This is a genomic window from Streptomyces sp. NPDC006872, from assembly GCF_040635845.1.
Taxonomy (GTDB): domain Bacteria; phylum Actinomycetota; class Actinomycetes; order Streptomycetales; family Streptomycetaceae; genus Streptomyces.
The window spans coordinates 418,527-432,195 of record NZ_JBEYIL010000002.1 but is presented as its reverse complement, the minus strand read 5'-3'; the positions used below and the strand labels follow the sequence as shown (position 1 = coordinate 432,195).

Genomic DNA, 13,669 nt, shown 5'->3' with positions numbered 1-13,669 from the left:
ACGCCCCCGCTCACAGCAGCCGGCGGATGTCCCCCCGCACCCGGTAGAAGCCGCCGGCCGCTGTGTGCAGGGCGTCGACGACGTAGCGGGCCCCGGGTTCGCGTATCTCGCGCGGGAACTGGACGTTCCAGGACGTGTCGTAGCCCTCGGAGACGACGTGCACCCGGACCCGGCCGGCCTCCTGGACGCACTCGACGACGATCGCGCCGGAGGGCGCCCGGTCCAGCGTGGCCAGCGCTGCGGCGGCCGTGGCCGAGGCGTAGGTCGGCAGGGCGGCGGCGAGCTTGACGTCCCGGGCCACCGGCACCGTGCCCTGCTGCGCCGCGGCGACGGCCGTCTCGCTCGCGTCCACGCACACCAGCGAGCCGTCCGTGGTCACCAGGTACAGGCGGTCGTCGCGGTACTGCATCGACAGGGCCGAGCCGCCGCCGGTGCCGAGCTTCCACAGACGCGTGCCGTCCCGGTCGAAGCAGTAGACGGACGACGACGCGTCACCGGCGAACACGAAGCGCCCGCCCGGCGAGGTGGCGCACGAGTACACCGCGCTGTCGCAGCCGTACGTGGCCTCGACCGTGCCGGTCGCCTTCGACAGCCGCTGGACCACCCGGTGCGCGGTTCCCGCGTACACGGCGTCGTCCTCCTGCCAGCCGAACAGGACGCCGCCGCGGGTGGGCGTGTGCCAGAGTTCGCCGCCGCCGTCGGGGGCGTAGGCGGTGACGCCCGCGTGGTGACCGTGGTAGACGGCACGGTCGTCGGCGCGGACCATCCAGGCGTGCTCGCCCTGGCTGCGCCGGGCCCACTGGTGTTCGTCCTCGTGGTCGATGACGGTGAGCCGGCCGTCACGGTCGGACACGTTCAGGATGCCCTCGTGGATGTCCAGCCAGAAGATGTCGACGTCGGCCGAGATGTCGTAGGCGGCGAACGGCAGCTTCGAGGACAGGTCGTAGACCTTGCCGTCGTCACAGCCGGCGTAGATCCAGAACTCGTCGGCGACCAGGCACTTCACACCGTCCGGCAGGCTGAAGCGGGCGAGGACGCCGCCTTCGTGGTCCAGGGTGTAGACGTCGCCCGACTGGTTGCCGACCCAGCAGTGGTCGTCGTCCACGTGGATGCCGAACGCCGAGGAGCCGGTGGCGAACCGCCACAGCACGGGTGCCACGGCGCGCGCGGTGGAGGGCGCCGAGGCCACCTGACGGCGGGTCACCGAACGCGGGGCGCGCTGCCCGACGACGGCCGGGGCGTATCCCTTGCGGACCTTCTCCCCGACCTTCTTCGCGGCGGCGGCCCGCGCCTTCTCGGCGGTCGGGAACGTCGTCGTCTGCACTTGGCCGGTGGCGCCGATCCGCCCGTACCGCACCGTCACCACCGCGCCGTCGACGGTCACTTCGTAGAACTTGTGCGCACCGTCGCCGTCCTGCGACAACTCCAGATACGTCGTCGACACCGTGCTGGACGCGGTAGACATGGCAGAACCCTCCCCAGGGTGGACCCGCGGCCGTTCCGGCGGGTCCCACTGATCGAACCGTAGGCGCAGGCACTGACAATCGCCCTCGCCGGCCTCCCCGCGGTCAGCTCTCGGAGTCCTTCGTCGTCCGGCCGGGCGGGGCGTCGCCGGCGGTGAGGTGTTCGAGGACCTCGACCAGTTCCTGGCAGGCGCGTTCGACGGAGCGTCTGGTGTTGCGCTGCTCGGTGATCACCGCGGAGAGCAGCAGGGCGGTCAGTGCCATCGTCCCGTTGAAGGCCTGGAGCTTGATCATCACTTCGATTCGGGACAGGCGGTCGAACGGACCGACCTCGTCCGTCGCGGCGATCGTGGCCATGACCGAGGTGAAGAGGGCGCACAGCATGCTGCCGGCGAGCTGGAACCGCAGCGCCGCCCAGATCAGCATGGGGTAGACGAGGAACAGCAGGCTGACGGGGCTGTGCGTGGCCAGCGGGACGAGGGCGACGGCGACGAGGACCAGGCCCGAGGCCTCTTTCCAGCGGGACAGCCGCAGGGGGCGCTGTATCGCGTGCAGCACCAGCAGGACCGGCGTCACGATCAGCACGCCCATCGCGTCGCCGACCCACCAGGCCAGCCAGACGGGCCAGAAGCTGTGCGGGTCGAGCCTGCCGGAGAGGACCAGGAGGCCGACGCCCACGGTCGAGCTGAGCAGCATGGCGGTGAGCGCGCCCAGGAAGACCAGGGCGAGGCCGTCCCGCAGCCGGGCGAGGTCGTTGCGGAAGCCCACCTTGCGGAGCATGAGGTACGCGCAGACGGGGGCGGCGGTGTTGCCGACGAGGTTGCCCAACACCAAGGGCCGCAGCGAGGTCAGGGACATGATGACGAGGAGGGCTCCGAGGGCGATGCCCGCCCAGGTGCGGAGCCCGAAGACCAGCAGGCAGGCCACCGCCACTCCGGTGGGCGGCCAGATGGGGGTGAAGATCGCGCCCTCGACCACGAGCTCCCGCATGAGTCCCAGCCGCCCGGCCGCGTAGTAGCTGAGCGCGACGGCCAGCGTCAGGACGGCGAGGACGGCTGGTCGGCGCAGATCCTGGGTACCCACCACAGCAGCCATCAGACACCGGCGCGGCACTGTCGGCGCGGCGAGACGCGCCGTGACGGGCCCCTTGGGGCCCTATGGCTGAACCCGGGGTATCTCCGGGCCCACGAGTCCGTCGTGGCCCACCACGAGTACGGCCGCGTCGTCCTCGTGTCCCACGCGCTCGGCGCCCTTGATCACCGCGGCGGCGAGCGAGCCCGCCGTCATGCCCGCGACGGCGGCGATACCCGCGAGCCGTACGACCTGGTCGAGGCCCTCCTCGACGGTCAGGGTCGGGCCCTCGACGACCCCGTCCGTGAGCAGCACGAACACTCCGCCCTTGGTGAGCCGGTAGCGGGTGACCGGGTAGTCCATGCCCTCCTGGACCCCGAGGGGCGGTCCGCACTCGTCCTCGGCGACGCCGGACTTGCCGTCGGCCGTGGCCCACACGCACGGGATGTGGCCGGCCCGGGCGCTCTCCAGGACCCCGGTGGCGGGGTCGAGCCGCATGAAGGTGCAGGTGGCGAAGAGGTCGCTGCCGAGGGAGAGGAGCAGGTCGTTGGTCCGGGCGAGGAGCTCGCCGGGCTCGCCGGTGACGGAGGCTAGGGCACGCAGGCCGACCCGGACCTGGCCCATGAACGCGGTCGCCTCTATGTTGTGGCCCTGGACGTCGCCTATGGACAGGCCTATGCGCCCGTCCGGCATGGTGAAGGCGTCGTACCAGTCGCCGCCCACGTTGAGGCCGTAGCAGGCGGGCGCGTACTTCACGGCCAGCCGGAAGCCGGGGGCCACGGGCAGGTCCCTGGGCAGCATTCCGCGCTGGAGGGCGAGGGCCAGCTCGACGCGGGAGCGTTGCAGCTCCGCGCGCTCGCGCGCCTGGGCGGTCAGCGAACCGAGTCTGGCCAGCAGCTCGTCGCCGTCCTCCGTGGGACGCTTGCGGGACATTGATCACTCCGGCGGGACGGCGGCTCGTCAGGAGGGCAGCCACATCGGGCAAACCTCATATTTTACCTTTACAGGATGATAGCGGCCTCGAGGCCCGGCCCGAAACGGGGCCCGGAGAGGTCCGGGCCGGTATTGCGCCGGGCCGATGCGGGCGAGGAGGATGCCCACCGCGACGGCCTTCGGTCACCAACGGCATCGATACGAACCCCAAGGGGCATCCGAGCGTGAACATATCGATCGAGAGCATGCGCGACGCCGATGTTCCAGCTCGTCTGTTCGAGGCCGCCCTGAACCAGACCTCGCTCCTCAAGGCGGTACTGCCGGACGACATCGAGAGCCAGAGGGAGAGATTCGTCCGCGATATGCGGCAGGGATCTCCACGTAGTCCGGTATTCACCTACCCCGAGACGGATGCGGCCCGCGTCGAGCCCCTGCGGCAGATCGTGGACGAATACGGTGCGCACGACGAACCGTTGATCCGGTTGATCGCGGACGAGGCGTCGAAGCACCTCGCAAGATTCCAGGCCTGCGTGAGCCACGAGGCCGAACGCATGACTCAGGCATTGTCCGATGAGAACGGGGTGCCCGACGAAGAACTGCTCGCCGAAGCCCTCGAAATTCTTCGGGAGAGAAAAGAGCGGACTCCGCCCGGAGAGGAACAGAGATTCTCCGCCGCGGATGTGCTGAAAGCCGTGGAAAAGACACTCGCCGCAGAGGGTCTGACCGATTGGAAGCCCCAGATCCATCCGGAGATGGCCGCCCGGATGAGCGTCAGGTCAGGGAACCGGTCGGTGAACATCCGCGCGGATCTGCGTCTCGGGGAGAACGAACTCGTCGGGCTCGTCACACACGAGATCGGCACCCATGTCTTTCGATGGGAGAACGCGCACCGAGTGGCCGATGTCCTCTGCGTTCGACTGTCCGGGGCCACCGCCACGGAAGAAGGTCTGGCCGTCTGGAACGAACAGCGGGCGACCGGCGGGAAATCGCTCGACCCGAGATTCGCCCTGCGCGTCGTCGCCGTGCACACGGCATTGCGCGGGAGTTTCGTGGACGTCGTCCACGCCCTGCTGCCTTTCGTGCCGGTCGAAGCGGCCTTCGACGTGGCGACGCGCGTGAAACGCGGACTCGTCGACACCGCCGAACCCGGCGGCTTCGTCAAGGACCATGTATACCTGGCCGGCTATCGCATGGTGCGGGAACACCTGGATCGGAATCCCGACGAACACGATCTCCTGATGGCCGGCAAATGGCCGCTGAACCGCCTTTCCCTGCTCCGGGACGCGGATGTCGTCTCCGAGCTCGGCGACGACATCCGACGACCCGACGAGCGCTTCATCGAGCGGGCGCGCGACCTCGTGCGGGACATCTCCATGGCTCGGTGACCAGCTCCGCGACCGGGTCAGGTACCGGCTCAGCGACCAGCGGGTTCATCCCCATCGGCAGGAGCGCCCCGCTCTTCGCCCACCGGAAGGGGCGGCTCGTCCCCGTTCCGCACGCGCGGCACCCGACCGCCCTCCGCAGACGCCGTCCCACTGCTTGCGAGCGCCGCGGCGACCTTCTCCGTCCACTCCTGATTCGGCACCTGCTCGTCGATGTCGAACACCCGCCCCTTTTTGAACGTTCCGAAGACGATCGAATCGACAGGGACTTCGTACTTCATCTCGAACTGCCTGCCGATCCCGGAAAGGCCGTCCCGCACGAAGCAGCGGAACCGGAAGTGGGCCCGATTGGCGTCGCCGCGCGTACGCTGACCCGCGAGCAAGAGGAGATCCGCCTCCTGTCCGCCGTAGGCGATGGTGTAGGTCCCGAGCTCCTTGTCGTTGGCCTTGTCCTTCTTGCGCCCGCTGATCGACATCGGGTCCGGCCGGCCTCGGGGAATGAGCTTGCTCTTCGTGGCGCCGCGCTCGTTCGGATAGAGGAGCGTCAACTCGAACCGAGGCTCCACGAGCGCACGCCGGGTCTTGTTGGAGATCTTGATGCTGTAGCGAAAATCCTGTTTCTCCTCGGACCACCAGGCGGAGATTTCGGGAGAGATATCGATTCGCGGCCTGAGCATCCTCAGACCCAACAGTGAGAGTCCCGAGGCGGCGAGAGCGGATGCGGTCTTCTCAACGATTCCGATCAGCAGATCCATGCGGCAGCGAAGCACCTTCTACGATGACGGATCATGAATGGAGCGAGACTGAGCGCTGAAGTGTGGCACAACACCAGGCCGGGGGGAACCCGGTCCGACGTCGGTAATGAAAGGGTTACGCGATTCTGTCGGAACAGGGCAGAGTCGAGCAGATTCGCGCATCTCCTGGAGTTCCCGTGCGCCGACCCGAGGGGTGTTCGGTCACCGGCCGCTGCGGAATCCTGAAGGGACGACGAAGCGGCGAGGTCGGTGCGGGGATCCAGCTCGCCCCGCACGCCACCCGCGTGCTGCGCCGGCTGGACCGGCTGGACCTGCTCGACGCGGTCGCCGCCCGGGCCGCACACCCCGCCCAGGTGAGCTTCCGCAGCTGGTCCGACGGAGCGGAGATCTGCCGCCACGCGTTGGGGCACGAGGCCGAGGACGTGTTCGGAGCGCCCTACCTACAGCTCCACCGGGCTGATCTGCACCAGGTCCCGGCCGACGGCGAGCGCCTGGGGGCGGACCTGGTCGTGGCCGCGGGCGAGGACTTCCATCTGCCGGACGGACCCGAGGCCGAGGCGCGCGACGCCCGTATCGCGGCCCATGCCGCCGGGCACAGGTTCATGCCTCGGGCGAGGACATGGACGCAGTGACCGGCGCCGCCGGACGGTCGGCCGCCTCCCGGTCCGGGGCCAGGGCCAGCGGCTGGGCCGCGTAGGTGATGCGGACGACTCCGTCGGCATGCCGTTGTGTGTCGCCCTGAACGCCGAACACGTCGTGCAGGAGGTCCGGCGTCAGGACCTCCAACACCGGGCCGGCCGCCACCACTTCGCCCTCGTGCAGGACGACCAGGCAGTCGCAGAGGCGGGCGGCCAGGTCCAGGTCGTGCAGGACCGCCAGGGTGGTGATGCCGGTGCTGCGGATCAGGTCCAGGAGTTCGAACCGGGCACGGATGTCGAGGTGGTTGGTGAGTTCGTCCAGGACCAGCAGCTGCGGCCGTTGGGCCAACGCCCGTGCGAGCAGGACGCGTTGGCGTTCGCCGCCGGAGAGGGTGGCGTAGTCCCGGTGGGCGAAGGGGCCGACCCCGCAGCGGGCGACGGCTTCGGCCACGGCGTCGCGGTCCTCGGCGCCGTCGCGGCCCAGCAGTCCGTGGTGCGGGGTGCGGCCGAGGGCGACGAACTCGGTCACGGTCAGGCCGGTGGTGGTGCCGGCGTCCTGCAGGACGGCCGCGGTGCGGCGGGCGGCGGTGCGGGCCGGGAGCTCCCACACGTCGTCGCCGCCCACCCTGACCACCCCGTCGGCCGGCCGCAGCGAGCGGTAGACCGTGCGCAGCAGTGTGGACTTGCCGCTGCCGTTGGGGCCCACGAGCCCGACGACGTCGCCCTTGGCGGCCTCCAGGGTGACCTCGCGCAGGATCGGCTTGCGGTCCAGGGTGATGTGGAGCTGGTCCACGGTCAGTTTCATACGGTGTCCAGGCCCTTGTTGCGGCGTAGCAGCCACAGGAAGAAGGGGGCGCCCAGCAGGGCGGTGAGGATGCCCAGGGGGAGTTCGTTGGGGCGGGTGAGGGTGCGGGAGAGCAGGTCCACGAGGACCAGGTAGACGGCGCCGAGGAGGGCCGTCAGGGGAATCAGCCGGCGATGGTCGGCGCCCACGGTGAGGCGGACCAGGTGGGGGATCATCAGGCCGACGAAGCCCACCCCGCCCGCGACGGAGATGACCGTGCCGGTGAGCAGCGCGCTGATGACCAGCAGGACGGCCCGCAGCCGGTTCACGTCCACGCCGAGCGCGGTCGCGGACTCGTCGCCGGCCAGCAGGGCGTTGAGCCGCCGTCCGAACAGGGTCAGCAGCACCGTGCTCGCCAGCACGACGACCGTGACGGTGGGCAGTTGGCTCCACTGGGCGCCGGCCACACTGCCCAGCATCCAGAACATCACCGTCCGCAGTTCGGTGGGCGTCGCCAGCAGTTGGACGAAGCTCGTCATCGACAGCAGGACATAACCGACCGCGACCCCCGCCAGCACCACCCGGGTGGGGGCGAGCCGGCCCTGTCGTTGCCCCAGGACGAAGACCAGCGCCCCGGCCGCGAGGGCGCCGACGAACGCCGCACCGGACACGCCCAGACCCGCGAGCCCGCCGAGCGCGACGCCGCCGAGGGTGATGACCAGGACCGCGCCGAGTGAGGCGCCGTAGGAGAAACCGAGGACGACGGGGTCGGCGAGCGGGTTGGAGACCAGGGTCTGCAGCACCGCCCCGACCACGGCCAGGCCCGCGCCGACCAGGGCGGCCAGGACGACACGCGGGGCCCGGAACGTCCACACGATCTGGTCCAGCGCCGGGTCGCCGGTGGCGCCTCGGCCGGTGACATGGTGCAGGAGGATCCCCCACACGTCACCGACCGGGATGTTCACCGCGCCGATGCTGACCGCCACCACCATGACGGCGACCAGCACGACCGTCAGGATGCCGACGGCGAGAGACAGCCGAGGGCCGTTCAGACCTTGTCGGGGTGCAGCATCTCGGCGATCTTCGCCACGGCCAGATCGTTGCTCGGGCCGAGGTACATCGAGTCCGACAGCGCCACGTACGTGTTGTTCTTCGCGGCCGGCCACTGGGGGAACTCCTTCAACAGCGTCTTGGCGTAGGCCGCCGGGTTCGGGTCGTTGTAGCCGATGACGACGAGCGCGTCGACGTCGGTCGCGGCCACCTTCTCCTTGCTCAGGTCGGCGAAGGACGTCTCGGAGGCGTTCTCGAAGGCGTTGGCGCCGCCGGCCTTGGCGAGGATGTCGTTGTAGATGCCCTTGGCGACGACCGAGCTGAAGTCGTTGCCGCCCATGGCCATGTTGGAGAACAGCACCATGACCTTGGGCTGCTTCTCGCCCTTCACCTTGGCGGCGATGTCGGCGATGCGCTTCTCCGAGGCGGCGATCAGCTTCTCGGCCCGGTCGGAGACGTTGAAGACCTTCCCCATGTCGCGCAGCAGCGTGTAGCTGTCGGCGATGGTCATCTTGGTGGTGTCCTGGTCACAGCCCTGCGGCGACACATATGTGTGGGCGCCGACCTGCTTCAGCTGCTCGCGGGTGGCGAAGCCGTTCTTCTCGTCGAAGCCGTACGACGTGGTGGACAGCACCAGGTCCGGGCGCAGGCCGATCATCGCCTCGCGGGGGATGTCGTAGGCGTCGTTCAGTTTCACGTCACCGGTGGGCAGGGCCTTGATGGCGGCGGCCCGCCCGGAGACCTCGGACATGCCGTAGGTCTGCTGGTTGGCGACGATCTTGTCCTGGACGCCGAGGGCAAGGAGGGTGGAGACCTCGGCGACCGAGGCGCCGTTCATGAGGACGACCCGGCTCGGCTCCTTGGTGATCTTCTCGGAGGCTCCGCAGTTCTCGAGGGTCACCGGGTAGCCGGACTGCGCGGCGGCCGCGGACGCGTCGCCGGCGGCGGCGCTGTCGGTGCCGGTCGAGGAGTCGGCGCAGGCCGTGGTGACCAGACAGAGGGCGCCGGCCAGGGCGACGGCTACGGGCCGTTTCTTCGACATGCTGGCTCCTTGGTGCGGGGGCTCGTGACGGGCGGGGGGCTCTGTTGCAGTAGTCGGAAGCAAGGGAGGGCGAGTTCCCGGCGATGCCCAACTAAGTTGCGGAGGACGGGAGATGGCTCGGTGCGGGCAGCGCGCCGGTGCTGACGCAGTGGTCGAGGTAGCGGAAGACGAGGTCCCGGTCGACGGGCGGGGAGGCGATGCCGCTGCCGCGCAGACCGTGCACGACGTTGTCGGCGCGGACGCGCCCCAGTCGGAGGTCACTGTCGGCGCCCCAGGAGTCGAAGAAGGCCAGCGTGGTCGCCGCCGCCCCGGAGGACTCCGGGAGTTCGGCTCTCCACCGGGCCAGGGGCAGACGGCGCAGCGGATAGCCGTACTCCTCCAGCCAGTCGTGGACGTCGTCGAGCCGCACCGGGGGCGCGGTCGCGTGGTTGAAGACGGTCGCTCCGGGCGGCCCCAGCGCGAGGTGGACGACGGCCCGGGCGGCGTGGTCGACCGGTGTCCAGATCTCCTCCTCGAACAGTTCGGGGACGATCCCGGCGGGCACCCCCGCGCGCAGCACGCTCCACAGGAAGTCCCGCTCGTTGACGTAACCGGTCTCGTACGGGCCGACGATCCTGCCGAGCCGGTGCACGGTGACCGGGATCCCCCGCTCGGCGGCCTGTTCGAGGAGCCGCTCGGCCGCCCACTTCGACTGCTGGTAGCCGGAGCGCAGTCCGGGATGGGACGGGAGGAACGCCTCCGGCACCTCGGGGCTCAGGGCGAGCGGCGGGGCGACGGAGAGGGTCGACACGAGGTGCAGGGGGATCGGGCGTACGGCCGCCATGCGCAGCAGGGCCCGGGTGGACTCGGTGTTGGCGGCGCGCAGGGTGGTGTACTCGCGCAGGATGCTGACGGTCGCCGCGTTGTGCAGGATCGCGTCACAGGTGCGGGCGAGCTCGGCGAACTCCCGGTCGTCCAGGCCGAGTCCGGGGCGGGCGAGGTCCGCGGGAACCGCCGTGATCCGCCGCCGTGCCGGGTCCGGAAGGACGATCCGGTGGGTGTCCAGGGCCTGGTGCACGCGGGCCGTGGCCTCGGCCGGGCTCGGCGCGCGGACGGTGCAGACGATCTCCGCGTCCGTGCTCGTCAGCAGCCGGGCCAGCAGGTGGACGCCGATGAAACCGGTCGCGCCGGTGAGCAGGATCCGCTCCGGTGGGCCGTCGGCCGCCCGGGGGCCGCCGCCGGGGCGGATGTCCGGGTCGAGGACGGTGTCGGCGAGCAGGGTCTCCGGGAGCGCGGGAGCGGCTGCCTCCGGCCGCTCCCGCAGCAGGCGCGCGAGTCCGGCCGCGGTCGGGTGCTGGAAGAGCCAGGCGACCTTCACGTCGCGGCGCAGTGCGACGCCGAGCCGGTTGGCGACCTGGATGGCCTGGAGGGACTGGGCCCCGAGGTCGAACACATCGTCCTGGGGGCCGACTTCGGCCACTCCGAGCACCCGTTGCCAGGCTGCGGCGACGGTGTGTTCCAGGGTGCCGGGCTGCCCGGTCGGAGGAGCCGGCGGAGTCCGCGTCATGAGCGCGTTCCGGTCGATCTTCCCGGTGCCGGTCCGGGGGAGGCTGTCCGGGAACTCGACGGCGGCCGGGATCATCGCCGCGGGCAGCGTCGTGCGGAGGCGGTCCCTGATCTCGGACGGGGCCGGGCCTGCGGACCCGTCGCGGACGACGTACGCGATCAGTCGCCGGGTGCCGTCCTCCAGCGCCTGTCCGACGACGGCGGCCTCGCGGACCCCCGGACAGCCCAGGAGCGCGCTCTCCACCTCGGCGGGGTGCACCCGACGTCCGCCGATCTTGAACTCGGCGTCGGAGCGGCCCAGGTGGCGCAGTTGTCCGTCGTCGCCGAGACGGACGAGGTCGCCGGTGCGGTAGGCGCGGGGTGCTCCGGGGAGGGCGTGGAGCGGGGCGAAGCGGGAGGCTTCCGCAGACGCCTCCCCTCGGTAGCCGACGGCCAGGTTGCCGCCCAGGAGGTGGAGTTCTCCGTCCACGACCGCCGCGCGCGTACCGGGCAGCGGACGTCCGATGGGCACGTCTCCGGGTGCGAGCGCGGGGTCGTGGAGGTCGGCGACGGTGGCGACGACGGTGGCCTCGGTCGGGCCGTAGGTGTTCAGCAGCCGGACGGACGGGCCGACGGCCTTGCGCCAGCGGTCGACCCGTTCGGGGAGGGCGGCCTCCCCGCCGATGACGACGGTCTGCACCTCGGCGGGGAGGGCTGCGGTCCCGGTCGAGACGGCATGGGCCAGTTCGTGCCAGTAGGCGGTGGGCAGGTCGAGGTAGCTGATCCGCGCCCGGGCGCAGGCGGCCAGGAAGTCGGGGACCGAGTCGGTCATGTCGTCGGTCCGCACGACGAGCGTGGCGCCCGCGCACAGGGTCAGGAAGATCTCCTCGACGCTCGTGTCGAAGTGCAGCGGGGCGAACTGCAGGACCCGGTCGCCGGGTCGGGGCCCGTAGCGGTGTGCGGCGCCGGCGACGAAGTGCGCCAGCGCGTGGTGGGCGATCTCGACGCCCTTGGGGCGGCCGGTGGAGCCGGAGGTGTGCAGGACGTAGGCGAGGTCGTCCGGCGTGGGGGCGGTGGGGTCGGTGGGGTCGCCTGGGCCGGGCCCCCGCAGGTCGGTGTGGGCGGCGGGCGTCAGGACGAGTGCGGGGCGGGCGTCCGCCAGCAGCTCGGCTCTGCGCGCCGGGGGCACGGTCGGGTCGAGCGGGCAGTAGGCGGCTCCGCAGGCCAGGACGCCGAGGACGGCGGTGATCGCGTCGATGCCACGGGGCAGGGCCACGGCCACCAGGTCGCCGCGCCCGATCCGGCGGGCCGCCAGCCGGCGGGCGAGGTCCCGCACTGAGCCGAGGAGCTCCGCGTACGTCACGCTGCGTCCGTCGTGCTCGACGGCGACCGAATCGCCGCGTCGGGCGGCCTGTTCGGCGATCAGGTCGAGCACCGGACGCACGGGACCGGGCAGCGGACCGCCGTCCAGGACCGGGACGGCCTCGCGCGCCCGCAGCTCGCCCAGCGCCCGGTCGGGAGCGGCGACGGCGGCCCCGAGCAGGGCGAGGAGCCCGGCCTGGAACGCGGCGAGGTCCGTCTCTTCGTAGAGGTCGGGGTTGGCGTCCACGGCGATGCGCAGGCCCGCGCCCTCGGAGCGGTCGTAGACGTTGACGGACAGGTCGTCGACGGGCCCCGCGGAGACGTTGTGGACCGTGCTGCGGTGTCCGGCGAAGCGGAGGTCGTACGCGAACGGCATAATGTTGACGCCCGGGCCGGACAACCGGCGCTGTCCGCCGACGAGTTTGAGGTCGCGCCGCAGCTGTTCGTAGCGGTAGCGCTGGTGCGGCAGTCCGGCGCGCAGCTCTCGCGAGACCCGGGCCGCGAGCTCGCGCAGGGTGTCCGGGTCGTCGACGCTCACGCGCAGGGGCAGGATGTTGCGGACCGTGCAGGGCACCCGGAGGGCGACGGAGCCGAGCCGGCCCATGACCGGCAGGCCGAGGACGATCTCCGGGGCGCCGCTCGCGTGGTGCAGCCCGGCCGCGGTGACCGCCAACAGGACGTCCGGCCAGGTGACTTCGAGGTCGTGGGCGACGGCGCGCAGGTCCGCCGTCCGCGCCGGGTCGAGGTCGACCACCCGTCGGTGGAAGGCGCGCGCGGGCAGGGCCGTGCGGCCGGCGGGTGTCGCCACCCGCGGCCGGTCGGTGAACCGGTCCGTCCAGTAGGCGCGGTCCGCGGCGAAGCGGGGCGACTCGCGGTAGGCGTGTTCCTCGTCCCGCACCGAGGCCAGAGTGCCGAAGCCGCTGTCCGGCACCGGTTCGCGCGCGACCAGGGAGGTGTAGACCTGGGCGACCCGGCGGGCGACCAGCGACAGGCCGAAGCCGTCGAGGGCGATGTGGTGGACGCGGTGGTACCAGAGGTACTGCTCCCGGGCGATCCGCAGCAGGGCGTGGCCGAACAGGGGGCCGCGCGTGAGGTCGACCGGGCGGGCGATGTCCTCGTCCATCCAGGCCAGCGCCGCCGCGCGCGGGTCGGGTGCGGCGGTGAGGTCGGCCGTGTGCAGCCGCCAGTCGCCGGCCTGGGCCGCGGTCTCCCAGGGGCGGCCCTGGTCGTCGGTGACGTAGACGACGTTCAGGGCCTCCGTCTCCGCGACGACGTGGTGCAGTGCCGCGTCGAGGACGGCCGCGTCCACCGGGCCGTGGATGTGCGCGTACTCGGCCGTGTTGTAGGCGGGGCTGTCCGGGTCGAGCCGCTGGCCGGTCCAGATGCCTTCCTGGGCGGCCAGCAGCGGACGGCGCACCGTCATGCGGTCCGCCCCTGCCGCGCGGAGAGCAGCTGCCACCACTGGGCGAACGAGGTGCACTCGGCGAGTTCGACGAAGGTGACGTCCACGCCGGTCTCCCGCCACCGTTCGAGGAGCGTGACGATGCGCAGGGAGTCCAGCCCCGCGTACAGGGGGTTCTCGTCGAGGTCGACTTCGTCGGGCCGCTGGTGCAGGTACTCCGCGAGGTCCGCGCGGAAGCCGTCCAGCGTGAGGGGAGCAGGCAT

At 71.3% G+C, this 13,669-nt stretch carries 11 protein-coding genes; 2 read left to right on the top strand and 9 right to left on the bottom strand.

The annotated features are described in order from the left end of the window. Positions 1 to 10 precede the first annotated feature (10 nt). From ABZ725_RS06960 to ABZ725_RS06950, 3 genes are all read right to left on the bottom strand, one after another. Entirely contained in the window at positions 11 to 1,465 is a 1,455-nt protein-coding gene (locus ABZ725_RS06960) for a WGR domain-containing protein (protein WP_358801695.1), read from the bottom strand. 103 nt (positions 1,466 to 1,568) lie between these two features. After that, the gene (locus ABZ725_RS06955; protein ID WP_358801694.1) at positions 1,569 to 2,549 is read right to left on the bottom strand and encodes an MASE1 domain-containing protein; all 981 of its coding nucleotides are present in this window, start codon (positions 2,547 to 2,549) and stop codon (positions 1,569 to 1,571) included. A gap of 69 nt (positions 2,550 to 2,618) precedes the next feature. Next, on the bottom strand, positions 2,619 to 3,467 hold the full coding sequence (locus ABZ725_RS06950) for a PP2C family protein-serine/threonine phosphatase (RefSeq protein ID WP_358801693.1): 849 nt from the start codon (positions 3,465 to 3,467) through the stop codon (positions 2,619 to 2,621). A gap of 224 nt (positions 3,468 to 3,691) precedes the next feature. Between ABZ725_RS06950 and ABZ725_RS06945 the strand changes: the two genes are divergently transcribed. After that, entirely contained in the window at positions 3,692 to 4,852 is a 1,161-nt protein-coding gene (locus tag ABZ725_RS06945; RefSeq protein ID WP_358801692.1) for a tyrosine/phenylalanine carboxypeptidase domain-containing protein, read from the top strand. Positions 4,853 to 4,881: 29 nt separating this feature from the next. Here ABZ725_RS06945 and ABZ725_RS06940 read toward each other — a convergent pair whose 3' ends face one another. Beyond that, a complete protein-coding gene (locus ABZ725_RS06940; protein ID WP_358801691.1) occupies positions 4,882 to 5,604 on the bottom strand; it encodes a hypothetical protein in 723 nt (240 codons plus the stop codon). A 176-nt stretch (positions 5,605 to 5,780) separates the two neighbouring features. On the opposite strand from ABZ725_RS06940, the gene ABZ725_RS06935 reads away from it, so the two are divergent. After that, positions 5,781 to 6,236, top strand: coding sequence for a hypothetical protein (locus tag ABZ725_RS06935; protein WP_358801690.1), 456 nt, complete (start codon positions 5,781 to 5,783; stop codon positions 6,234 to 6,236). On the opposite strand, the gene ABZ725_RS06930 is transcribed toward ABZ725_RS06935, so the two are convergent. From ABZ725_RS06930 to ABZ725_RS06910, 5 genes are all read right to left on the bottom strand, one after another. Next, on the bottom strand, positions 6,205 to 7,047 hold the full coding sequence (locus tag ABZ725_RS06930) for an ABC transporter ATP-binding protein (RefSeq protein WP_358801689.1): 843 nt from the start codon (positions 7,045 to 7,047) through the stop codon (positions 6,205 to 6,207). The genes ABZ725_RS06935 and ABZ725_RS06930 overlap by 32 nt on opposite strands. Beyond that, complete coding sequence (locus ABZ725_RS06925; protein ID WP_358802065.1) at positions 7,044 to 8,018, bottom strand: iron ABC transporter permease; 975 nt, start codon at positions 8,016 to 8,018, stop codon at positions 7,044 to 7,046. Before ABZ725_RS06925 ends, ABZ725_RS06930 begins: the two co-directional genes overlap by 4 nt. A 56-nt stretch (positions 8,019 to 8,074) precedes the next feature. Then, on the bottom strand, positions 8,075 to 9,118 hold the full coding sequence (locus ABZ725_RS06920) for an ABC transporter substrate-binding protein (RefSeq protein WP_358801688.1): 1,044 nt from the start codon (positions 9,116 to 9,118) through the stop codon (positions 8,075 to 8,077). A 91-nt stretch (positions 9,119 to 9,209) separates the two neighbouring features. Beyond that, on the bottom strand, positions 9,210 to 13,427 hold the full coding sequence (locus tag ABZ725_RS06915) for an amino acid adenylation domain-containing protein (protein WP_358801687.1): 4,218 nt from the start codon (positions 13,425 to 13,427) through the stop codon (positions 9,210 to 9,212). Further along, complete coding sequence (locus ABZ725_RS06910) at positions 13,424 to 13,669, bottom strand: phosphopantetheine-binding protein (protein WP_351913575.1); 246 nt, start codon at positions 13,667 to 13,669, stop codon at positions 13,424 to 13,426. Before ABZ725_RS06910 ends, ABZ725_RS06915 begins: the two co-directional genes overlap by 4 nt.

What these genes read in the sequence shown, in the direction of transcription:
- ABZ725_RS06960 (WP_358801695.1), bottom strand. Translation starts at nt 1,465, where the DNA reads ATGTCTACCGCGTCCAGCACGGTGTCGACGACGTATCTGGAGTTGTCG.
- ABZ725_RS06950 (WP_358801693.1), bottom strand. Translation starts at nt 3,467, where the DNA reads ATGTCCCGCAAGCGTCCCACGGAGGACGGCGACGAGCTGCTGGCCAGA.
- ABZ725_RS06940 (WP_358801691.1), bottom strand. Translation starts at nt 5,604, where the DNA reads ATGGATCTGCTGATCGGAATCGTTGAGAAGACCGCATCCGCTCTCGCC.
- ABZ725_RS06930 (WP_358801689.1), bottom strand. Translation starts at nt 7,047, where the DNA reads ATGAAACTGACCGTGGACCAGCTCCACATCACCCTGGACCGCAAGCCG.
- ABZ725_RS06925 (WP_358802065.1), bottom strand. Translation starts at nt 8,018, where the DNA reads ATGGTGGTGGCGGTCAGCATCGGCGCGGTGAACATCCCGGTCGGTGAC.
- ABZ725_RS06920 (WP_358801688.1), bottom strand. Translation starts at nt 9,118, where the DNA reads ATGTCGAAGAAACGGCCCGTAGCCGTCGCCCTGGCCGGCGCCCTCTGT.
- ABZ725_RS06915 (WP_358801687.1), bottom strand. Translation starts at nt 13,427, where the DNA reads ATGACGGTGCGCCGTCCGCTGCTGGCCGCCCAGGAAGGCATCTGGACC.
- ABZ725_RS06910 (WP_351913575.1), bottom strand. Translation starts at nt 13,669, where the DNA reads ATGCCTGCTCCCCTCACGCTGGACGGCTTCCGCGCGGACCTCGCGGAG.